Raw genomic sequence first — 20918 nt, forward strand, 5'->3', positions numbered from 1 at the left:
CGGGCCTGCCCCTCGTGCGTGCGTGCTGCGGGGTGCTGCGGTGGCGTCAGCTCGCGAGCGAGCCGTCGCTCGACAGCACCAGGCCGATCGAGGCCTCGCCCTGCCGGACGGCGTCGCCGATCAGGCCGAAGTCGTACGAGCGGAACTCCGTGACGGTCAGCCCGTAGGTCTCCTCGAGGCCGATCTGGCAGAACGGCCGCTCGGGGCACTCCGCGGGGCCGGCCAGCACCACGCCGCCGTCGCAGGCGGTGGCGAGGTCGGACAGGGTCGTGACGTCGTGCTCCTCGGCGAACGCGGTCGTGACCGCGAACGCGTTCTGGTCCTGCGCCGCCGACACCGCCCCGAACGTGAGGCCGGCGGCCTCGCCGAGCGTGGTCAGCTCGGCCACCGTCGCGTCGGGGTCGCCGCTCGCGACGGGCTCGGCGTCCGCGCCGTTGGCGGAGGTGTTGAGGAACTCCGCGAGCGTCGCGGCGTACTCGGGCGTCAGGGTGATCTGGCCGCTCTGGAGCGCCGGGAGGTAGGTCTCCCGGTTGCCGATGGTCTGCACCTCGGCGGTGTAGCCCGCCGAGCGGAGGACGGCGGCGTAGATCTCGGACAGCGTGGCGCTCTCCGAGAAGTTGGCGGCGCCGATGACGACGCTCTTCCCGCTGCCCGCCGAGGCGTCGGCGGCCGCGAGGCCCTCGTCCTCGACGAACTGCGCGGCGACCTCCGAGGACGTCTGGCGGTCGATGTCGACGGCCTTGTTCAGCTGGATCAGCGTGTCCGTGTCGAGCGCGGCGGACACCGAGTCGAGCAGCGGGACGAGCCCGGGGTCGGCCTGCGCCGCCGCGGCGTTCACGGCGGGGATCACGTTGTCGGCGTTCTGCAGGCCCTCGTCGTCCTCGAGCACCACGAGCTGGTCGCCGGCCACCGGCTCGCAGACGGTGCCCGACGCGTCGCCGCCCGCGGTCGGGTCGGCGGTGCCGCCGCCCGAGCCGGGGTCGCCGCAGGCCGCGAGCAGGAGCAGCAGGCCCGCCGTGGCGGCGGGCAGAGCGGACCGGGCGGGTCGGCGAGGGGTGGATCGACGTGCGTTCATGTGCGGGTCCTCTGTTCTCGGGGGTGTGCGCACGGTGTTCGGTGCGGGGCGCGGATCGGATGACGCCGACGGCGCGGCGGTCCGGGGTGGTCGGCCTGGCGCGGTCGCCTGCCGACGGTCGGGAGCCGTCACGAGGTGCTCGCGACGGGCTCCGGGGACGGGGAGCGGGCGGCACGGCGTCGCCGCCGGCCGGGGGAGGCCCTCATGGGTGCGGGCGTGAGCGCGCGCTGCACGAGCGCGAGCACGCCCTCGACGAGCAGGCACAGCCCGGCGACGAGCACGGCGCCGGCCACGACCTGGCCGTACCGCTGCAGGGCCATGCCCTCGACGATGATCGAGCCCAGGCTCCGGCCGCCGACCAGCGCCGCGAGCGGCACGGTGGCGAGCACCTGGGTGGTGGCGGTGCGCAGTCCTGCGCCGATCAGCGGCAGGGCGAGCGGGAGCTCCACGACGGCGAGCGAGCGCGCGCCGGACATGCCCACCCCTCGGGCGGCGTCGCGCACGTCGGCGTCGACCTCCGTCAGCCCGGTCACGGTGTTCCCGAGGATCGGCGGCAGGGCGAACACCGCGACCGCGAGGATGGTGGCCGTGGCGCCGAACAGGCCGGTGGACGCGAAGATCGTCAGCAGCGCGAACGTCGGCAGGGCGCGGGAGGTGTTCGCGACGACGACCGTGACCGCACCGCCGCGCCCGCGGTGGCCGAGCCAGACGCCGACCGGCAGCGCGACGGCAGCGGCCAGCAGCACGGCCAGCGCGCTGATGCGCAGGTGCTCGACGGTCAGCGCGATCACGCCGTCGCGGCCGGTCCAGTTCAGCGGGTCGTTCAGCCACGCCAGGGCCTCCTGCAGCACGTCCACGCTCAGGCCTCCCGTCCGCGCCGGGCCCAGGGCGTCACCGCGCGCCCGGCGAGCCAGAGCAGCAGGTCCAGCACGAGGGCCAGGGCGAGGCAGAGGAGGGTCGCCGTGAGGATCTCCGCGTGGTACTGGTTGTTGCGGAACCCGCGGAACATGAGGTTGCCGAGCCCGCCGTACCCGACCACGACGCCGACGGTCACCAGCGCGACGGTGGTGACCGTCGCGAGCCGCACCCCGGCGACGACGGCGGGCAGGGCGTTGGGCAGCTCGACGGTCAGCAGCAGCCGGATCCGCCCGTAGCCGAGCCCGCGCGCGGCGTCGCGGACGCTCTCGTCCACCCCGGCCAGGCCGACCAGCACGTTCCGGACCAGCACGAGCAGCGCGTAGGCCACCAGCCCCACCAGCACGGGCGTGCGGCCGATGCCGGTCCACGGGACCAGGACGGTGAACAGCGCGAGCGAGGGCACGGTGTACAGCACCCCGGAGGCGCCGACCACGGGCGCGGCCAGCCGCGGCTGCAGGTGCGCGAGCATCCCGAGCGGCAGCGCGATCGCGCACGCGATGAGCACGGCCTGCAGGGTGAGGCTCGCGTGCTGCTCCAGGGCGCGCGAGATGTCCGCCCAGTTGCGCTGGACGTAGTCCCACGAGAGCCACGGGTTGGGGGCGCCGCCGTCCGACGCCGCGGCGAGGCTGCCGGCGGCGGCCTCGGACAGCTGGGCTCGCGTCACCGGAGGGACGCTACCCGGCACCTCCGACACGAGCACTGCGGTTTCGGCGCGGCGCGGGTGTCGGGGGGCGCGGCTAGGGTCGTCGGCATGGCGGTCGCGATCGGGTTCCAGCACGTGCGCAAGGCGTACGCGGACGGCACGGTGGCCGTCGGCGACCTCTCGCTCGACGTGCAGGAGCACGAGCTGCTCGCCGTGGTCGGGCCCTCCGGCTGCGGGAAGTCGACGACGCTGCGGATGGCGAACCGCCTGGTCGAGCCCACGTCGGGCCGGATCTTCCTGGACGGGGAGGACGTCACCGAGGTCGACGCCGTCGCGCTGCGTCGCCGCATCGGGTACGTCATCCAGAACGTCGGCCTGTTCCCGCACCAGACCGTCGAGCAGAACGTCGCCACCGTGCCCCGGCTGCTCGGCTGGGACCGCGGCCGCACCCGCGCGCGGGTGGGCGAGCTGCTGGAGCTGGTGGGGCTCGAGCCGTCCCGGTACGCGCGGCGGTACCCGCACGAGCTGTCCGGCGGTGAGCGCCAGCGGGTCGGCGTCGCCCGCGCGCTCGCGACCGACCCGCCGGTGCTGCTGATGGACGAGCCGTTCGGCGCGGTCGACCCCGTGGGCCGGCGCCGGCTCCAGGGCGAGTTCCGCCGGATCCAGCAGGAGCTCGGGACGACCGTGATGCTCGTCACGCACGACGTCGACGAGGCGGTGCGGCTGGGCGACCGCGTGGCGGTGCTCAGCCGCGGTGGGCACCTGGAGCAGGTGTGCGACCCGGTCCGCCTGCTGGCCGCCCCGGCGAGCCCCGCGGTCGCCGACTTCGTAGGCACCGGCGCGGCCGTCCGGCTGTTGGCGCTCGGCACCGTGCAGCGCGCCGACCTGCGGCCCGCGAGCCGCGAGGACCGTCACGACGGCCTCGCGCAGCGGGCCGGGCTCCGCGTCGGCGACCCGCTCGACGCGGCGTTCAGCGCCCTCGCCGCGGAGCCGTCGGGGCGCGTCGCCGTGCACGAGGGCGCGGCCGTGGTGGGGGAGCTCGACGCGCCGGGGCTGCTCGCGGCGCTGCACCGGCTGGTCGACGCGGCGCAGGACGCGCACGACACCGACGACCACGCCGCGCACGCGCCCGAGCCGAGCGCCGGGGCGCGTGGGTAGTCTGCCGAGGGTGACCACTCGCCTCGCACTCGCCACCTGCGCCGCCCTGCCCGACCTCGACCCGGACGACGCCCCGCTCGTCGAGGCGCTCCGGGCGCGCGGCCTCGAGGTCGAGTCCCCCGTGTGGAACTCCGGGGACGTCGACTGGTCGTCCTACGACGCCGTCGTGGTCCGGTCCACGTGGGACTACACCGACCACCCGCGCGACTTCCGGTGGTGGGCGCAGCGCGTCAGCCAGTCCTCGCGCCTCGTCAACCCCGCGCAGGTCCTCACCTGGAACATCGACAAGACGTACCAGCGCGCGATGGAGGCCGCCGGCCTGCCGATCGTCCCGACGATCTGGATGGACCCCGCGCGCAACTTCAACGCCCGCGCCATCCACACGCGCTTCCCGGCGTTCGGCGACTTCGTCATCAAGCCGACCATCAGCGCCGGCTCCCGCGACACCGGCCGGTACGACGCGGGTCAGACGCCGTCGCGCGCGCTCGCCATCACCCACGTGAAGAACCTGCTGAACGACGGCCGGCACGTCATGGTGCAGCGGTACCTCAAGCAGGTCGACACCGTGGGGGAGACCGCGCTGGTCTACTTCGACGGGAAGCTCAGCCACACGGTCCGCAAGGCCCCGCTGCTGGAGGGCCCGTACCGCGAGGGCGCCACGGACGGCGTCCTCTACAAGCGCGAGGTCATGACCTCCCGCGAGGCGTCCGAGGCCGAGCTCGCGCTCGGTCAGCGGGTCGTCGACGCCCTGCCCGACCTCATCCCCGGTGTCGAGCAGCCGCTCGCCTACACGCGCGTCGACCTCATCCCGGACGACCAGGGCAACCCCGTCGTGCTGGAGCTGGAGCTCATCGAGCCGTCGTTCTTCTTCGAGCAGGCACCGGAGGCCGTGGAGCGGTTCGCGGACGCGATCACCCGCCGCCTCTGAGGCGGCCGGGAACGAGGACGGGCGCCGTACCCGTCCAGGGCGTCAGCGGCCGTAGTGGTAGCGGCACGCCGCTATGCGCACCTCGCCGTCGGTCACCTTGTGCACGAGTCGGTGCTCGTCGGTGATGCGCCGGGACCAGTAGCCGGCGAAGTCGTGCTTGAGGGGCTCCGGCTTGCCCATGCCCTCGTTCTCGTGCAGGACGACGTCCTGCACGAGCAGGTTGATCCGCCGCAGCACCTTGCGGTCCTGCACCTGCCACCAGAGGTAGTCCTGCCAGGCGTTCTGGTCCCAGACGAGCCGCACGGTCAGTCGGCGTCCACGAGGTCGTGGGACTCGCCGGCGCCGCCCTCGAGCCGCTCCATGGCGTCGAGCAGCCGCCGCGCGTTCGCGGGGGACCGCATGAGGTAGGCCGTCTCGCGCAGGGACTCGAAGTCCTCGAGGGAGACGATCACGACGGGCTCGCGGTTGGCGCGCGTGATGACGACCTCTTCGCGGTCGTTCACGACGGAGTCGAGCACCTCCGCGTAGTGGGCGCGGGACTCGGTGTAGCTCATCGTGCGCACGGTGGCACCTCCTGTACAGAAAACTGTACGCCCGGTGGGGTGGAACGGCAAGGGTGGGGGTGGCGCTGTGAACGAGAACGGGCGCCGTACCCGAGGGGTACGGCGCCCGTTCTGCTGGGGTGGCTAACGGGACTTGAACCCGCGACCTCCTGGACCACAACCAGGCGCTCTACCACCTGAGCTATAGCCACCACGACCCGCGGAGAACCGGGGCCGACGAAAAGTGTACCGGGTCCGCGGGGGTCCTCAGGACGCGGGCGTCGAGGCGCGGTGCGCGGCGGCCACCGACGTCGCCTCGATCTGCGCGGCGACGGCCTTGGCGGCCTTGGAGTCCGGGCCCGGCTGGGGGACGAGCAGGGCGGCGCGGTAGTAGCGCAGCTCGTCGATGCTCTCCAGGATGTCGGCGAGCGCCCGGTGGCCGCCGTGCTTCTGCGGCGACGCGAAGTACACGCGCGGGTACCAGCGGCGGGCCAGCTCCTTGATGGAGGACACGTCGATCACCCGGTAGTGCAGGTGGCCGATGAGCTCGGGCATGTCGCGGTCGAGGAAGACCTTGTCGGTGCCCACCGAGTTGCCGGCGAGCGGCGCCTTGCCCGGCTCCGGCACCCACTGGCGCACGTACTCCAGCACGGTGGCCTGCGCCTCGGCGAGGGTCGTGCCCCCGGCCAGGGCGTCGAGCAGGCCCGAGGTGGTGTGCATCGTCCGGACGAAGTCGCCCATCTGCTCCAGGGCCTCCGCGGGCGGGGCGATGACGACGTCGACGCCCTCGCCGAGCACGTTGAGCTCGGAGTCGGTGACGACGGCCGCGACCTCGACCAGGGCGTCGTCCGTCGAGGACAGCCCCGTCATCTCGCAGTCGATCCAGACGATGCGGTCGGCGCTGCCGTTGCCGTTGCTGATGGTGCTCACCCGCCCAGGGTACGGGTGAGCCCGCCGGACGGGGGTCCGGCGGGCTCACGGGATGGAGGTGCTGCTGCGCGGTCAGCGGAGCGTCGTGACGGCGGTGCCGAGGCCGTGGAACGCCCGCAACCGGTGCGGGCGGGCCCGTTCCGGGGGCCGGCCGCGCGTCTCGGTGGACGGTCTGGACCGAGTGCCGCGCTCGGTGCGACGCCGGACGAGCGCGACCGTCTCGCGGCGCTCGCGCAGGTCCTGCTGGAGGACGTCGAAGGTCAGGGTGGGGTGCATGGTGGTGGTCTCCGTCGTGCTGCTGGACGGGGCCTGGCCGGGCCCCCGGGACTCACCGCGGTGACCCTCACGGTTCCACCGCGCGCACCGCGCCGTCACGGGTTTTTCGCCGCTCAGCGCTCCAGCGTGAACTCCGAGTCGCGACGTCGTGACTCCGGGCGGTCTGTTGAAGCGTCAACCTTTCGGTAGGATGGCCTCATGACCGACGACCCGCGCTGGCTCAGCGCCCGCGAGCTGCAGGCCTGGATGCGGCTGGAGGCCGTCGCCGAGCTGCTGCCGACCGCGCTCGACCACCAGCTCCAGCGCGATGCCGACCTGTCCCACTACGACTACCTGGTGCTCGCCAAGCTGTCCGAGGCCCCGCAGCGCACCCTGCGGATGAGCGGGCTCGCGGCCAGCACCAACGCCACGCTGCCGCGGCTGTCCCACGTCGCGGCCCGGCTGGAGGCGCGCGGCTACCTCACGCGCACCCGCTCCGACGACGACCGGCGCTCCACGCTGGCGACGCTCACCGAGGACGGCTGGCGCAAGGTGGTTGCGACCGCCCCCACGCACGTCGCGGAGGTCCGGCGGCTGGTGGTGGACCGCCTGACCGCGGAGCAGGTCGACCAGCTCGACGCGATCGCGCTGGCCGTCCTCGGGGCGCTCGACCCCGAGAACCGGCTCGAGGCGCAGAACCCCGTCGCCGGCGCCGCCGACGCGTGCGGGAACGAGGCGGGCAGCTGACCTAGCCGGCGCCCTCGCCGCGGCGCCGCGCCCGGCGGTCCCGCCACGACTGCCACACCCGCATCACGAAGGCCTTGAAGCGGTCCGTGAGGCGGCGGACCGCCGGGAACTCGGTGCCGAGGATGCCGAGACCCAGGAAGATCAGCAGCCAGCCGGGGCCGGGCAGGACGAGCAGGGCGATCCCGACGGCCACCACCGACCCGCCGACGACCGTCACCACGACCTTGTACGTCAGCCGGAGCCACGGCTTGCTGTCCAGGCGCGCGCGCAACCGGGCCAGGGCGCGGTGCGCGCCGGTGTCCGTGCGCTCGCCGGCGGCGATCTCGGCGGCCAGGCTGTCGTCGGGCACGCGGCCTCCGGGGGTCGAGGTGTCCACGGGAGCATGACGTCCGGGACGCCGCGATTGTTCCCGGGCCCGGCGGGTGAGATCCGTGCCGCCGGGCGGCGCGGGCCGTCGCCTCAGGGCGCGACGAGCTCCGGGGTGCGGGCGTCCGCCGCGCGGTGCGCGCCCGACGGGCCGCGGCGGGTCAGCGGCCCCCGCAGGCCCAGGTGCTCGCGGAGCGTCGTGCCGGTGTACGCCGTGCGGTAGGCCCCGCGCTCCTGCAGCTCCGGCACGACCCGGTCGACGATGTCGTCCAGCCCGGACGGGATGATCCAGGGGCTGATGTTGAACCCGTCGACCGCGCCCGTCCGGACGAACTGGACCAGCCGGTCCGCGACGGCCGACGGCGTGCCGACGAACCCCCGCTCGCCGGTGACGCGCACGACGAGCTGCCGGATCGACAGCCCCTCCGCCTCGGCGACCGACCGCCACCGCGCCGCGACCTCGTGGGTGCGGGCACCGGTGGTCGACGTCCCGCCCTCGCCGCCGAGCTCGGTGACGACCGGGTCGTGCGCCGGGAGCGGGCCGTCCGGGTCGTAGCCGCTGAGGTCCTCGCCCCAGATGGTGCCGACGACGTGCAGCGCCGTGGCGGGGGTGACCTGGTTCCACCGGACCCAGCGGTCCTTCTCCTCGGCCTCGGCGGCGGTGTCCCCGACCACGACGGCGGTGCCCGGGAAGATCTTCACGTCGTCCTCGGGCCGGCCGGCGGCGACCGTGCGGGCACGGATGTCCTCGGCGAACGCCAGCGCGTCGGCGAGCACGCTCCCGTGCCGGCTGAAGATCACGTCCGCCGACCGGGCGGCGAAGTCGCGGCCCTGCGGTGAGTCGCCGGCCTGGAAGATCACCGGGTGGCCCTGCGGGCTGCGCGGGGTGGTCGGGTCGATCTCCGCGTCCAGCAGCTCGCCGTGCACCGACACGCGGGCCACGTCGCCGTCGCCGTCGGGCCAGGCGTCCCAGATCCGGCGGGCGGTCGCCAGCACCTGCTCGGCGCGGTCGTACCGGCGGGCGTGGTCGAGGTAGCCGCCCCGCCGGAAGTTCTCCCCGGTCCACGCGTTGTCCGTGGTCACGACGTTCCACGCGGCGCGCCCGCCGGACAGCACGTCCAGGCCGGCGAGGCGCCGGGCGAGGTCGACGGGGTCGTTGTAGGTGGTGTTCTGGGTGGCGACCAGGCCGATCCGCTCGGTGACCGCCGCCAGCGCCGCGAGCTGCGTGATGGCGTCCGGGCGGCCCACCACGTCCAGGTCGTGCAGGGCGCCGCGGCTCTCCCGCAGCCGCAGGCCCTCGCCGAGGAAGAAGGCGTCGAACAGGCCGCGCTCCGCGGTGCGGGCCACGCGCTCGAAGGACGCGAAGCCGGTCTGCGAGCCGGACTCGGGGTCGGACCAGATGGTCGTGTGGTTGACGCCCTGGAAGAAGACGCCGAAGTGGACCTGCGCCGCGGGGCGGGTCAGGGTGTGCTCGGACATGGCGGGCTCCTCAGGCGGGCTGCCGGGCGGACCCGGCGAGGCGGTGGGCGGGACGGGGCAGGCCCAGGTGGTCGCGCAGGGTCGCGCCGGCGCGCGGGGCCGCGGCGAGCCGGGCGGCGCGCAGGGCGGGCAGGACCTCGCGGGCGAGCACGGGCAGGTCGACGTCGAGGACCGCGGGGAGCAGCCGCACGCCGGCGAACTCCTCGGACGCCGCGAGCTCGGTGAGCAGCCGGACCAGCCCCGCCGCGTCGCCGACGTGCCGCAGCGCCGGCCGGGACGACCACGGGCGCGTGCCGTCCAGCTCGGCGAGCCGCTCGCGCCCGGTGCGGTCGACGGTGTCGAGGACGACCTCGATCTCGACGGCGGCGAGCGGTGCGCCCGGGGTCGCCTCGCGGGCCTCGCGGGCGGTGGCGAGCGCACCGGCCACGTCCGCGCCACCCACGTCCGCGCCCCCGACGAGGGCCACGTCCACCAGGTCCTCGCCCGGCCGGCCGGCGGCGACGTCGCCCGCCCGCGCGAGCACCACCAGCTGGCCCTGCGGCGGCCGCGGCGTGATGAGCGGGCCGACGACGGAGAAGGTCGCACCGCGGAAGTCGACGCGGTGCACGCGGTCGCGGTCGATGTACCGGCCGGTGGCGACGTCCCGGATCACCGCGTCGTCCTCCCACGAGTCCCACAGGTCGCGGACGACCTGGACGACGTCCCGCGCCTCGCGGTCCAGGTCCGGCACCGCCGGCCGGCCGTACGCCGCGGGTGCCGCGTCGCCCGGGGTGACGGCGGCCAGCCAGCCGCCCCGGCCGGACGCGGCGATGTCGAGCGACGCGAGCTGCGCGGCGACGTGGAACGGCTCCGGGTACGTCGTCGGCACCTCCGGCACCAGGCCCAGGGCGGTGGTGGTCCGGGACACGAACGCCGCCCGGGTGACCGCGTCCAGCCGCGCCGAGGTGGTGGCCCCGGGCACTGCGGGCAGCACCGCGTCGGCGAAGGTCGCGAAGGTGAAGCCGGCGTTCTCCGCGCGGCGGACCGTCCCGGCCAGGCGGGTGCCGGAGACGAGGTCGACGCCGCTCAGGCCGGTGACGGCGGCGGCCGCGGGGTGGCTGCCGGCGCCGTCGACGTCGACGCCGACGAACAGGGGTGGGGTGGTCATGCGGTCCTCCGAGGGGCTCGCGGGGTCGGGGATCCGGGCGTCAGAGCGCCGAGTGCCCGCCGATCCGGTGGTAGGTGCGGTCGTGGTAGACGAGCGGGGACGGCGCGCGGACTCCGTGCCCGGCCGCGTCCCCGGCTGCGTCGGCGGCGGGGGAGCCCGCGGACAGCGCCCGCAGCGAGACCAGGTAGCTGTCGCCCACGGGCGTGCGCTGCAGCACCCGCGCCCGCACCCACGACACCGCGCCGTCGATCACGGGCTCCCCGGTCGCGAGCGACGACCAGCCGCCGGCGGCGAACCGGTCGATCCCGCTGGTCGCGAACCGGGCGGAGACGTCGTGCTGGTGGTCCGCGAGGAAGCTCACCGCCAGCGTCGCGGCCCCCGAGACGGCCGGCCACGACGACGAGGTGGACGCGAGCGAGAACGCGAGCAGAGGCGGGGCGGCGGACACGGAGATGACGGACGTGGCGGTGAACCCGACCGGCTGCCCCTCGTGCCGCAGCGCCACCACGGCGACGCCGGCGGGGTGCCGGCGGAACACCGCCTTGAACTCGTGGGCGTCCAGCTGCCGCTCGTCCTGCTCGGCGAGCAGCCGCTCGAGCGCCGACAGGTCCGTGTGCTCGGCGGTCACCGGGCCACCGCCACGGCCTCGGGGGTGATGGCCGCGGCCGCGGGCAGGCCGGTCGACCGCCGCAGGGCCGCGCCGGACCGCAGCAGCCAGGCGTCGAGCACCGCGTCGAGGTCGGGCAGCTGCGCCTCCGTGACCGCGAGCGCCCGGGTCGGCACGACGGCGCCGAGCTCGACGAGCACGGGCCGCAGGTGCACCTCCCCGGCCAGCGCGTGCGCGGGGTTGCCGGACACGACCAGCGGGACGGCGACGACCCCGGCGAGGCCGTCGGGGCCGTACAGGTCGAGGAACGCCTTGAGCAGCCCGGTGTAGGACGCCTTGTAGACCGGCGTCGCGACGACCGCCACGTCGGCGGCGGCGAGCCGGGCCAGGGCGGCGTCGGCGGCGGGGTGCACCGGGGCGAGCACCTCGCCCGCGAGCTCCGCCAGGTCGACGGTCGTGACGGCGGGCGCAGGGCCGTCGGTCAGGTGCTCCGCGACGCGGGCGGCGGCCGCGCGGGCGGCCTGGAGGGTGCGGGAGCCGGGCCGCGGGTTGCCGGAGACGGCGACGACGGCAGGGGGACGGGACGTCATGGGGTGCCTCGCAGACGGGTCGATCACGCTTGCCGCGCGGCGGATCGGGGGGTGGGCCCCGGCCGACGGCCAGGTCATCTCCCGGAGCACCCCGCCGTGATGTGGGGTTGCTGCCCAGCAAGCCGGGGCTTGGCGCTGGGACTCGTGACCTCGGGCGGCTGTCTAGCACCGGCGGGCGCGCGGGCCGACGGTGCGCGGGGGAGTTCTCACGATCCGGGACCGTGCGTCGTCCCCGCGGTGACATCGCTCCGCCATGCGAGACGCCGCACCCGGCTCGTTGACTTCGCGAGCGCGGGGTCCATAAGTTCCGCGGCACCGAGTCACGCCGAGCACCACCGGCGGTGAGGCCCGGTGGTCATGAGCTCCGACACCAAGCCCCGGCTCGTCGGACGGCAACCCCCCGCGCGGGTGGGTGCCCCGGGTGAGGACCAGGCCCGCTGCCGCCGGCAGTGGGGCAACACGCGAGCCCGTCCCCCGGCGGGCGCACCGAGGAGCACGTATGAACAGGAGCACGCCGACGCCGACCGCGCGTCCGTCCTCCCGCGCCGCACGGCCCCGCGCCGTGCCCGCCGGCCTGCCGGGCGCCGTCGCCCCGCGCGCCGCCTCCTGTCGCTGTCGCTGACCTCCCGCGCCCCGCCGCGCCGAGCGCGCGCAGCGCCCCGCGCGCGACCTCGCGCCGCGGCCCGCCGGTCCGCATCCCGCCGGTCCGCACCCCACCCCGTCCGGCACCCCGGTCCGCGCTGCCGCGCGCCGTCCTGCCGTCCGCGAACGGAGTCCCGTCATGCCCAGCACCCCCGCACGCCCGGCGCCGCCCGAGCCCGCCCGCCCCGAGGACCGGCACGTCGTCCTCGCCGTCGACCTGACGGCGCTGGGCGCCCGCCCCGGCGGCCACGGCCCGCACGGCGTGGTCGTCCCGCGCCCCTTCGACGGCGAGCGCCTGGCGCGGCTCGTGCACCGGGCCGACCGCGGCCTGCTCGACCTGGTCCTGCTGGGCGACGCGTTCTTGCTGCACCCCGGCCGCCGGCAGGTCCCGGGCCGGCTCGACGCCGCCGTGGCCGCCGCCCGGGTCGCGCCGCTCGGCACCGGCACCGCCCTCGTCGCCGGGGTGGCGCACGAGCACGTCGACCCCGCGCACGTGGCGGGGGCGGTCCGGGGCGTGCAGCGCGCCGGGCGGGGACCCGCGGGCTGGTTGCTCTCCGGCCCCGCGTCGGGTGCGGACGAGCGCGAGTGGGCGGCGCGCGCGGAGGCTGCCGTGGCGGCGGTCGAGGGGGAGTGGGACGGGCCCGGGGACGCCGGCGCCCTGCTGCTCGACCCCGACGGCCGGTTCCGCGTCGACCACGACGGGGTGCGGTTCGCGGTGCGGGGCCGGGCGGCCGCCGTCCCGGTCCCCGGCCCCGCGGCCGGGAGGCCCCTCGTGGTCGTCCCCGTGTCCGGTGCGGCGGGCGCCGCGCTGGCGGGCCGGCGCGGCGACGTCGCGCGGATCGCCGTCCCGGACGTCGCGCAGGGCGCGCGGCTGCGCTCGCTCGTGCGGGACGCGGCGGCCGTCGCCGGGCGCCCGGCCGGCGCCGTGCGGGTGCTCGCCGACGTCGACGTGGCGCTCGCGGACGACCCGGAGACCGCCGCCGCCCGGCTCGCGCTCGCCCGGTCCGGGGACGGCGGCGGGACCGCCCACGCCGGCGCGCGGGTCCCGGTGCTCGCCGGGACGGGCGCCGACCTCGCCGCGCTGGCGGCCGCCTGGGTGGACGCCAGCGCGGCCGACGGGTTCGTCGTCCGCCCCTCGGCGCCCGAGGTCGACCTCGACGCGCTCGTCGACCGCGTCGTCCCGGCGCTGCAGCACGCCGGGCTGTTCCGGCTCCGCCCGTCCGCCGCGCTCGCCACCACCTGACCGGGCGCCACGCCCTCCGCCCGACCGACCCCGAGGTGATCCGATGACCACGACCGAGCTGCCGACGCCCGCGCAGCCCGCCGCCGCCCACCCCGACGCCGCCCGGCTCACCGTCCGCGCCGTCGCGCTGCACGACCCGCTGGTGCGCCCGCTGCTCGACGGCCTCGCCCACGAGTACGGCACCCGGTACGAGCGGCTGCTGACCCCGGCGCAGCTGCGCGACGAGCTCGAGCACTACGGCGCCGAGGAGTTCGCGCCGCCGGACGGCGAGCTCGTGCTCGTGCTCGACGACGGCGAGCCCGTGGCGGGCGGGGCGTTCCGTCGCCGCCACGAGCCCGAGCTCGGGGACCCCGCCCGCCTGACCCGCGCCGGCGCGCGCACCGAGGACGGGACGCCGGCGGTCCGGACCGCCGAGCTCAAGCGGATCTGGACCCACGCGGCGCACCGGCGCCGGGGCCTGGCCCGGGTCGTCCTCGCGGAGCTCGAGGCGCGCGCCGCCGCGCGCGGCTACCCGCGGATCTACCTCACGACCGGCCCGCGGCAGCCCGAGGCCGTCGGCCTCTACCGCGCCGCGGGCTACACGCCCCTGTTCGACCCCGCCGCCGACCCCGAGACGGTCGGCGCGCACGCCTTCGAGAAGTGGCTGGTGACCTCGTGACCGACCTCGCCCTGCGCCCGCCCGCGGCGCCCACCGCCCCGGCGCTCGCGGACCTGCCCGTCCGACCCGCCCGGCACCGCCACCGCGGGCGTCGCCGTCCTGCTCGCGATGGTCGTCAGCTCGCTGCTGACCAACCCGCAGTGGGAGTGGGACGTCGTCGCGACGTACCTCACGTGGCCGTCCGTGCTCGAGGGGGTGTGGGCGACCCTCCGGCTCACCGCGGTCGCCAGCGTCATCGGCTTCGGCCTCGGCACGGTGCTCGCGCTCATGCGCCTGTCCCGGTCGCCGCTGCTGCAGTCGGTCTCCTGGGGGTACTCCTGGGTGTTCCGGTCGGTGCCCCTGATCCTGCAGCTGCTGCTCTGGTACAACCTCGCGTACCTGTACCCGCAGCTGTCGCTCGGGGTGCCGTTCGGCCCGGAGCTGGTGGCGTTCGACACGCTGGACGTCGTCGACAAGTTCGGCGCCGCGGTGCTCGGCCTGGGGCTGTCGCAGGCCGCGTACTCCGCGGAGATCGTGCGGGCGGGGATCCTCGGCGTCGACCAGGGCCAGCACGAGGCCGCGGCGGCGCTGGGCATCCCGCGCGGCCGGCAGCAGCTGCGGATCGTGCTGCCGCAGGCGATGCGCACCATCGTGCCGACCTCGGTCAACGAGACCATCGGCCTGCTCAAGGGCACGTCGGTCGTCTACGTCCTGGCGTACGGCGAGCTGTTCTACACGGTCGGCGTGATCTACGGCCGCAACCAGCGGGTGGTGCCGCTGCTGCTCGTCGCGGCGATCTGGTACCTCGCGACCACGACCCTGCTGACCGTCGCCCAGTACTACCTGGAGCGGCACTACGCGAAGGGTGCCCTGCGCACCCTGCCCCCGACGCCCCTGCAGCGGCTGCGGTGGACGCTCGCCGTCGCCGCCGGGCGGCTCACCGGCCGGCCGCTGCCGGCGGACCTGCCGCCGTCGTTCCTGGCCGCCGCCCGGCGCGGCCACCTCACCCGCACCGGCGCCCGGGACGGCGCCGCCACCCGCGACACCGGAGGCCCGGCATGACCGCGACCCTGAGCACCCCCACGCCCACCGACGCGGCACCCCTCGCCAGGTCCGCCGACCGCACGGCGGGCGGGCACCTGCAGATCCACGGCCTGCACAAGGCGTACGGCACGCTCGAGGTGCTGCGCGACGTCGACCTGGAGGTCCGCCCCGGGGAGGTCGCCGTCGTCCTCGGCCCGTCGGGCTCGGGCAAGTCGACCCTGCTGCGGCTGATCAACCACCTGGAGCGGCCGGACCGCGGGTTCGTCGCGCTGGACGGCGAGGTGATCGGGTACACGCGTCGCATCCGCCCGTCCCGGCGCCGCACCGGCGGGACGGAGGTGCTGCGCGAGCTGACGGAGCGGGACGTGCTGCGCCAGCGCACGCGCATCGGCTTCGTGTTCCAGAACTTCCACCTGTTCCCGCACCTCACCGCGCTGGAGAACGTCGTCGAGGCCCCGGTGTCCGCGCAGGGCCGGCCGCGGTCGGAGGTCGAGCCCGAGGCCCGGGCCCTGCTCGCCCGGGTCGGCCTGGCGGACAAGGCCGACGCCCGGCCCCGGCAGCTGTCCGGCGGGCAGCAGCAGCGCGTCGCGATCGCCCGGGCGCTCGCGATGCGGCCCGCACTGCTGCTGTTCGACGAGCCGACGTCGGCGCTCGACCCGGAGCTGGTCGGCGAGGTGCTCGAGGTCATCCGCGGTCTCGCGCACGGCGGCACGACGCTCGTGGTCGTCACCCACGAGGTCGGCTTCGCCCGCGACGTCGCCGACACCGTCGTCTTCATGGACGGCGGCGTCGTGGTCGAGCACGGCCCCGCGGCCCAGGTGCTCGGCGCACCGGCCCACCCCCGCACCCGCGCGTTCCTCGACAAGGTCCGCTGACCCCCGTCCGCACCCGTCCGCACCCGTCTGCCTGCACCTCCCCACCACCGAGAGGCACCACCATGCCCACGACCACCCCGAGCCGGCCGCGCCGCCGCCGGTCCGCAACCGCCGCCGCCGCCCTGGCCGTCGCCCCCGTGCTCGCCCTGCTCGCCGCCTGCGGCGGGACGTCCGACGCCGCCGAGGGGGGCGAGGCCGGGGGTGACCTCCAGGCCGCCGCCGAGGCCGCCGGCCTGGAGGTGAACACCTCGCCCGACCAGGACCGCATCCACACCCAGGAGAACCCGGACGCGATCGCCCTGCTCCCGCCGGAGCTCGCCGCGAAGGACACCCTCACGGTCGCGGTCGGCGCGTTCACCGCGCCGCTGTCGTTCCTCGCCGACGACGAGGCCACCCCGATCGGCAACGAGACGGACATCGCGCAGCTCGTCGCCGACGCCCTCGGCAAGGAGCTCGACCTGCAGGTCAAGGCGTGGGCCGACTGGCCGCTCGCGCTGGAGTCCGGCGACGTCGACGCCGTGATCGCGAACGTCACCGTCACCGAGGAGCGCAAGGAGAAGTACGACTTCTCGTCCTACCGGAACGACCAGCTCGGCTGGCTGGTGCAGGCCGACAGCGACATCACCGAGGTCGACGAGCCGTCGGACATCGCCGGGCTCACGGTCGCCGTCGGGTCCGGCACCAACCAGGAGAAGATCCTGCTCGCCTGGGACCAGGAGAACCAGGACGCCGGCCTGGACCCCGTGCAGGTCGAGTACTTCGAGAACGACGGCGACACGATCCTCGCGCTCCAGTCCGGGCGGATCGACGCGTCGTTCGGCCCGAACGCCAGCGCGTCCTACAAGGCCAAGGTCTCGCCGCAGGACTTCGCCGTGGTCGGCACCCTCAACGGCGGCTGGCCGGACACCGCGCAGATCGCCGTCGCGACGGTGAAGGGCTCCGGCGCGGCCGAGGCCGTGACCGCCGCGCTGCAGGGCGCGTTCGACGACGGCACCTACCAGCAGGTCCTGGAGCGCTGGGGCCTGGAGGACGAGGCCATCGAGGCGCCCGAGACCAACCCCCCGGGCCTGCCGAAGACGTCCTGACACCGCCGCCCCCGCACCCCCGTCCTCCAGGAGGAACCATGTCCGACGACCTCCAGCGGGTCCCGCTGTCCGTGCTCGACCTGGCCGTCGTGCCCGAGGGCGCCACCGGCGCGCAGGCGGTGCGCGCGGCCGTCGACCTCGCGGTCGACCTCGACCGGCTCGGCTACCACCGGGTCTGGTACGCCGAGCACCACCTGTCGCCCGGCGTCGGGTCCGCCGCCCCCGCGGTGCTGGCGGCCGCCGTCGCGGCCCGCACGGAGCGGATCCGCGTCGGGTCCGGCGCCGTGCTGCTCAGCACCACGAGCCCGCTCGTCGCGGCGGAGCAGTTCGGCACGATCGCCGCGCTGCACCCGGGGCGCGTGGACCTCGGGCTGGGGCGGGCGTTCACGCCGCCGCCGCAGCGGGAGGGCGACGCCGTCGCCCCCGCGGCCGTGCCCGCCCCGGAGCGCCCCCGCGTCGGGGCGCGGGTCGTCGACGGGCTGTACGTCCCCGCGGCGCCCCCGTTCGACGCGTCGGACTCCGTGCAGCGGGAGCGGCTGCTCGCCCAGAAGCGCGTGGTCGGGGCGTCCCGGACGCCGGCGGCGTTCCGGGACGAGCTCGAGCTGGTGCTGGGCCTGCGGGCCGGGACGTACGCCGAGGCGGACGGCACCCGGCACGTGTCCCCGCCGGTCGAGGGCGCGGCGTTCGACCTGTGGGTGCTCGCGTCGTCCGCGGGGGAGAGCGCCCGGGTGGCCGGGGAGCTCGGGCTGCCGATCGCCGCGAACTTCCACGTCAGTCCCGCCACGACGCTCGACACGATCGCCGCCTACCGCGCGGCGTTCCGGCCCGGCGTCCTGGCCGAGCCGTACGTCGTCGTGTCGGCGGACGTGCTGGTGGCGGACACCGTCGAGCGCGCCCGGGAGCTGGCGACCCCGTTCACCGACTGGGTGCTGTCCATCCGGCGCGGCGCCTCGGGTGCCGTCGCCTACCCGCGGCCCGGGGACGCCGTGCCGTGGGAGGCGCGGGACGCCGGCGAGCGGGCGCTCGTGGCCGACCGCGTCGACACCCGCGTGGTCGGGGACCCCGCGACGGTCGTCGCCCGCCTGGAGACGCTGCAGCGCGTGACCGGCGCCGACGAGCTCCTGGTCACCACCGCCACGCACGACCCCGCCGACGCGCGCCGGTCGTTCGCGCTGCTCGCCGACGCGTGGCGGCGCCCCGTCTCGCCCACCCCCACGGCCGGCGCGGTGCCGGTCCTCGTCCCCTGACACGCCCGACGCCCTGACGAGCCCGTCCCCCTGACACGCCCGACCCCTGACACACCCGACCCCTGACACGCCAGTCCGTTGATGAAGGAGCACCCATGACCAGCACCCCGCCCCTGAGGCCCGCGTCCGAGGCCGCCGCCGAGATCGAGCGCGGCGCCCTGCTGATCGACGTCCGGTCCGCCGGCGGCCGCGCGGCGCACGGCGACATCCCGGGCGCGACCCTCGCGGACCGCACCGACCTGGACGCCCTCTTCGGGCCCGTGGGCACGCCGGTGATCTCGATCGACACCCCGGTGGTCGTGGTCTGCGGCTCGAACGCCGGCTCCGGACCGGTCGCCGAGGAGCTCGCCGCGCGCGGGTACACCGTGTCGCACGTCGACGGCGGCTTCCCCGCCTGGAAGGCCGCCGGCCTGCCCGCCACGGAGCCGGCCGCCCCGGCCGACCAGGCCTGAACGCCCGGCACATCCCCCCGCACCCGCAGGAAGGCACCACCATGCCCGTCGAGTTCCTCGGCATCGCCACCGCCAACGACGGCTCGGAGACCCGCGCCGCCACCACCCGCCCGTTCGACCCGGCGTTCCTGGAGCGCATCGTGCGCGCCCACGAGGACAACGGCTGGACGCGCGTGCTGTTCGCCTACGGGTCGTCCGGCCCGGAGCCGGCGGCGCTCGCGGCCTACACCGCCGCCCGGCTGCAGTCGATCGAGCTGCTGCTCGCGCACCGGCCGAACGTCTCGTACCCGACCTACGCCGCCAAGACGTTCGCCACGCTCGACCAGCTGTCGGGCGGGCGGCTGTCGGTGCACTTCATCACCGGCGGCAACGACCACGAGCAGCAGCGCGAGGGCGACACCCTCACCAAGGACGAGCGGTACGCGCGCACCCAGGAGTACATCCAGATCGTCCGGCAGGCGTGGACGTCCGCCGAGCCGTTCGACCACCACGGCCGGTTCTACGACTTCGACGACTTCCGCCTCGACACCCGGCCGGTGGACGGGCACGTGCCGACCATCTCGTTCGGGGGGTCCTCCGACGCGGCGTTCCGGGTCGGCGCGGCCGAGGCCGACATCTTCGCGGTGTGGGGCGAGCCGCTGGACCGCACGCGGGAGCAGATCGACCGGGTGCACGCCGAGGCCGCCGCAGCCGGGCGCGCGACCCCGCCCCGGATCCACGCCGCCTTCCGGCCGATCATCGCCCCCACCGAGGAGCTCGCCTGGGAGAAGGCGCACCGGGTGCTGGACCGGATCGAGGCGCGCAAGGCGGCCCTCGGCGGCGTGCTGAGCCCCCGGCACCCGGTCGACAAGCCGGAGAACGCGGGGTCGCAGCGGCTCCTGGAGATCGCGGCGCAGGGCGACCGGTTCGACTCCGTGCTGTGGACCGCGACGGCCCGGGCCACGGGCGGCGCGGGCAACTCCAACGCGCTCGTCGGCACGCCGGAGCAGGTCGCGGAGGCGCTGCTGGCGTACTACGACCGCGGCGTCCGGATCATCTCGGCCCGCGGGTACGACTTGCTCGACGACGCCGTGGACTTCGGCCGGTACGTCATCCCGCTCGTGCGCGAGGGGGTCGCCGCCCGCGACGCCGCCGCTGCCGCCGCCGCGGCCTGAGCGGGACGCGGCGTGCGGTTCCAGCTGCTCGACATCGTCTTCAACCCGCCGCACCCGGTGACCGGGAGGGCGGTGCCGCCGGCGGACCGGCTCGCGCGCACGGTCCGGCACGCCGTGCTGGCCGAGCAGCTGGGGTTCGACTCCTTCGCCGTGGGGGAGCGGCACGCCGGCGACGTGCTGTCGTCCGCCCCCACGGTGATCCTCGGGGCGGTCGCGGTGTCGACCAGCCGCATCCTGCTGTCGACCGGCGTCACGGTCCTGGCGCTGCTCGACCCCGTGCGGGTCGCGGAGGACCTCGCCACCGTCGACCAGCTGTCCCGCGGGCGGCTGGAGATCGTCATCGGCAAGGGCAACGAGGTGCTGCAGTACCCGCTGCTGGGGCTCGACGTCGGCAGGCAGTACGAGTACCTGGAGGAGAACTACGAGCTGCTCCGGCTGCTGCTGTCCGAGGAGGACGTGACCTGGGAGGGCCGGCACCGGCACCGGCTCGAGCACGCCACCACCCTGCCCCGCCCGTACGCGGGCCCGTTCCGGATCTGGCACGGGTCGGCGACGTCCCGGTTCGCGGTCGAGCTCGCGGCGCGGTGGGGCGACCCGGTCGTCACGGCGAACGCGCTGCAGCCGCGGGAGAACTACCAGGTGCTGATCGACCACTACCGCGAGCGGTACGCCGCGCACGGGCACGACCCGGCGGCGGCGTTCGTCGGCGCCGGGTCCGGCGGCCTGTTCCTGGCCGACACCACCGAGGCGGCGGTCGCCCAGTACCGGCCGCTGTACCAGGGGCAGGTGGACGCCGCCGCGCGCCGCGGGTACGGGGCGGACGCCGTCGGGAGGGCGCCGAGCTTCCGCACGCTGGAGGACGCGGTGGAGCGCGGGCCGGCCCTGGTCGGGTCCCCGGAGCGGGTGGCCGAGAAGATCCTCGACTACCACGCGTCCTACGGGCACGTGCTGCAGTCCGTCTCGGTGAACCACCTGCTCGACCCGGCGGAGCAGGAGGACGTGCTGCGCCGGTTCGCCGAGGAGGTCGCGCCGCTCGTGAGGGCCGAGGTGACGACCGACCTGTGGAGCGCGGCGGACCCGCGGCGGGCGGCCGGGTTCACCGCGGCGACACCCGGATCCGGCATGTGAGAACCCCGCGGCGGCTCCTTGACCGG

The 20918-nt window shown here is 76.0% G+C and carries 24 protein-coding genes, 1 tRNA gene and 2 riboswitches; of the genes, 12 read left to right on the forward strand and 13 right to left on the reverse strand.

From position 1 onward, the window contains the following. Positions 1-46 precede the first annotated feature (46 nt). From KJP73_RS10315 to KJP73_RS10325, 3 genes are all read right to left on the reverse strand, one after another. Positions 47-1075, reverse strand: a complete 1029-nt coding sequence (locus tag KJP73_RS10315) for a glycine betaine ABC transporter substrate-binding protein (RefSeq protein ID WP_213282771.1) — start codon at positions 1073-1075, stop codon at positions 47-49. A 128-nt stretch (positions 1076-1203) separates the two neighbouring features. Continuing rightward, a complete protein-coding gene (locus KJP73_RS10320) occupies positions 1204-1932 on the reverse strand; it encodes an ABC transporter permease (protein ID WP_213282772.1) in 729 nt (242 codons plus the stop codon). A 2-nt stretch (positions 1933-1934) separates the two neighbouring features. Next, the gene (locus tag KJP73_RS10325) at positions 1935-2642 is read right to left on the reverse strand and encodes an ABC transporter permease (RefSeq protein ID WP_249669293.1); all 708 of its coding nucleotides are present in this window, start codon (positions 2640-2642) and stop codon (positions 1935-1937) included. Positions 2643-2744: 102 nt separating this feature from the next. Between KJP73_RS10325 and KJP73_RS10330 the strand changes: the two genes are divergently transcribed. Beyond that, positions 2745-3794: an ABC transporter ATP-binding protein gene (locus KJP73_RS10330; RefSeq protein WP_213282774.1), complete on the forward strand. Its 1050-nt coding sequence runs from the start codon at positions 2745-2747 to the stop codon at positions 3792-3794. A gap of 10 nt (positions 3795-3804) precedes the next feature. Next, on the forward strand, positions 3805-4722 hold the full coding sequence (locus KJP73_RS10335; protein WP_349628303.1) for an ATP-grasp domain-containing protein: 918 nt from the start codon (positions 3805-3807) through the stop codon (positions 4720-4722). 42 nt (positions 4723-4764) lie between these two features. On the opposite strand, the gene KJP73_RS10340 is transcribed toward KJP73_RS10335, so the two are convergent. The 5 genes from KJP73_RS10340 to KJP73_RS10360 all read right to left on the reverse strand — a co-directional run bounded on the left by KJP73_RS10340 (position 4765) and on the right by KJP73_RS10360 (position 6470). Then, positions 4765-5025 (reverse strand): Txe/YoeB family addiction module toxin, encoded by a 261-nt coding sequence (locus tag KJP73_RS10340; protein WP_213282775.1) that lies wholly within the window; start codon positions 5023-5025, stop codon positions 4765-4767. 2 nt (positions 5026-5027) lie between these two features. Beyond that, positions 5028-5285, reverse strand: a complete 258-nt coding sequence (locus KJP73_RS10345; RefSeq protein WP_213282776.1) for a type II toxin-antitoxin system Phd/YefM family antitoxin — start codon at positions 5283-5285, stop codon at positions 5028-5030. Between the two features lie 115 nt (positions 5286-5400). Then, positions 5401-5476 (reverse strand) — tRNA-His (locus KJP73_RS10350). 55 nt (positions 5477-5531) lie between these two features. Next, entirely contained in the window at positions 5532-6134 is a 603-nt protein-coding gene (gene orn / locus KJP73_RS10355) for an oligoribonuclease (RefSeq protein WP_249669294.1), read from the reverse strand. Between the two features lie 132 nt (positions 6135-6266). Further along, complete coding sequence (locus KJP73_RS10360; RefSeq protein ID WP_213282777.1) at positions 6267-6470, reverse strand: hypothetical protein; 204 nt, start codon at positions 6468-6470, stop codon at positions 6267-6269. A 198-nt stretch (positions 6471-6668) separates the two neighbouring features. On the opposite strand from KJP73_RS10360, the gene KJP73_RS10365 reads away from it, so the two are divergent. After that, a complete protein-coding gene (locus tag KJP73_RS10365) occupies positions 6669-7196 on the forward strand; it encodes a MarR family winged helix-turn-helix transcriptional regulator (protein ID WP_213282778.1) in 528 nt (175 codons plus the stop codon). Between the two features lies 1 nt (position 7197). Here KJP73_RS10365 and KJP73_RS10370 read toward each other — a convergent pair whose 3' ends face one another. The 5 genes from KJP73_RS10370 to KJP73_RS10390 all read right to left on the reverse strand — a co-directional run bounded on the left by KJP73_RS10370 (position 7198) and on the right by KJP73_RS10390 (position 11385). Continuing rightward, on the reverse strand, positions 7198-7545 hold the full coding sequence (locus KJP73_RS10370) for a PGPGW domain-containing protein (protein ID WP_213282779.1): 348 nt from the start codon (positions 7543-7545) through the stop codon (positions 7198-7200). Between the two features lie 110 nt (positions 7546-7655). After that, positions 7656-9041: an NtaA/DmoA family FMN-dependent monooxygenase gene (locus tag KJP73_RS10375; RefSeq protein ID WP_213282780.1), complete on the reverse strand. Its 1386-nt coding sequence runs from the start codon at positions 9039-9041 to the stop codon at positions 7656-7658. 10 nt (positions 9042-9051) lie between these two features. Next, the gene (locus KJP73_RS10380) at positions 9052-10188 is read right to left on the reverse strand and encodes an LLM class flavin-dependent oxidoreductase (RefSeq protein WP_213282781.1); all 1137 of its coding nucleotides are present in this window, start codon (positions 10186-10188) and stop codon (positions 9052-9054) included. Between the two features lie 40 nt (positions 10189-10228). Further along, on the reverse strand, positions 10229-10816 hold the full coding sequence (locus tag KJP73_RS10385; protein WP_213282782.1) for a flavin reductase family protein: 588 nt from the start codon (positions 10814-10816) through the stop codon (positions 10229-10231). Next, a complete protein-coding gene (locus tag KJP73_RS10390; RefSeq protein WP_213282783.1) occupies positions 10813-11385 on the reverse strand; it encodes an NADPH-dependent FMN reductase in 573 nt (190 codons plus the stop codon). Before KJP73_RS10390 ends, KJP73_RS10385 begins: the two co-directional genes overlap by 4 nt. Before the next feature lie 20 nt (positions 11386-11405). Further along, a riboswitch (SAM riboswitch) is annotated at positions 11406-11535 on the reverse strand. A gap of 203 nt (positions 11536-11738) precedes the next feature. Continuing rightward, positions 11739-11851, forward strand: a riboswitch (SAM riboswitch). 315 nt (positions 11852-12166) lie between these two features. Between KJP73_RS10390 and KJP73_RS10395 the strand changes: the two genes are divergently transcribed. The 9 genes from KJP73_RS10395 to KJP73_RS10435 all read left to right on the forward strand — a co-directional run bounded on the left by KJP73_RS10395 (position 12167) and on the right by KJP73_RS10435 (position 20892). After that, positions 12167-13270 carry an LLM class flavin-dependent oxidoreductase gene (locus KJP73_RS10395; RefSeq protein ID WP_213282784.1) on the forward strand — a complete coding sequence of 368 codons (1104 nt, stop codon included), beginning with the start codon at positions 12167-12169 and terminating at the stop codon, positions 13268-13270. Positions 13271-13313: 43 nt separating this feature from the next. Next, on the forward strand, positions 13314-13928 hold the full coding sequence (locus tag KJP73_RS10400; RefSeq protein WP_213282785.1) for a GNAT family N-acetyltransferase: 615 nt from the start codon (positions 13314-13316) through the stop codon (positions 13926-13928). A 108-nt stretch (positions 13929-14036) separates the two neighbouring features. Continuing rightward, the gene (locus tag KJP73_RS10405; protein ID WP_213282786.1) at positions 14037-14969 is read left to right on the forward strand and encodes an amino acid ABC transporter permease; all 933 of its coding nucleotides are present in this window, start codon (positions 14037-14039) and stop codon (positions 14967-14969) included. Further along, positions 14966-15826: an amino acid ABC transporter ATP-binding protein gene (locus KJP73_RS10410; protein WP_213282787.1), complete on the forward strand. Its 861-nt coding sequence runs from the start codon at positions 14966-14968 to the stop codon at positions 15824-15826. Before KJP73_RS10405 ends, KJP73_RS10410 begins: the two co-directional genes overlap by 4 nt. A 62-nt stretch (positions 15827-15888) precedes the next feature. Next, positions 15889-16911, forward strand: coding sequence for an ABC transporter substrate-binding protein (locus KJP73_RS10415; RefSeq protein ID WP_213282788.1), 1023 nt, complete (start codon positions 15889-15891; stop codon positions 16909-16911). 38 nt (positions 16912-16949) lie between these two features. Next, a complete protein-coding gene (locus tag KJP73_RS10420) occupies positions 16950-18158 on the forward strand; it encodes an LLM class flavin-dependent oxidoreductase (RefSeq protein ID WP_213282789.1) in 1209 nt (402 codons plus the stop codon). Between the two features lie 95 nt (positions 18159-18253). Next, positions 18254-18610: a rhodanese-like domain-containing protein gene (locus tag KJP73_RS10425; protein WP_213282790.1), complete on the forward strand. Its 357-nt coding sequence runs from the start codon at positions 18254-18256 to the stop codon at positions 18608-18610. A gap of 41 nt (positions 18611-18651) precedes the next feature. Then, entirely contained in the window at positions 18652-19764 is a 1113-nt protein-coding gene (locus KJP73_RS10430) for an LLM class flavin-dependent oxidoreductase (protein WP_213282791.1), read from the forward strand. A gap of 12 nt (positions 19765-19776) precedes the next feature. Then, the gene (locus tag KJP73_RS10435) at positions 19777-20892 is read left to right on the forward strand and encodes an LLM class flavin-dependent oxidoreductase (RefSeq protein WP_213282792.1); all 1116 of its coding nucleotides are present in this window, start codon (positions 19777-19779) and stop codon (positions 20890-20892) included. The last annotated feature ends 26 nt before the right edge of the window (positions 20893-20918 follow it).

It is taken from the genome of Cellulomonas hominis (assembly GCF_901521055.1).
Classification (GTDB): Bacteria; Actinomycetota; Actinomycetes; order Actinomycetales; family Cellulomonadaceae; genus Cellulomonas; species Cellulomonas endometrii.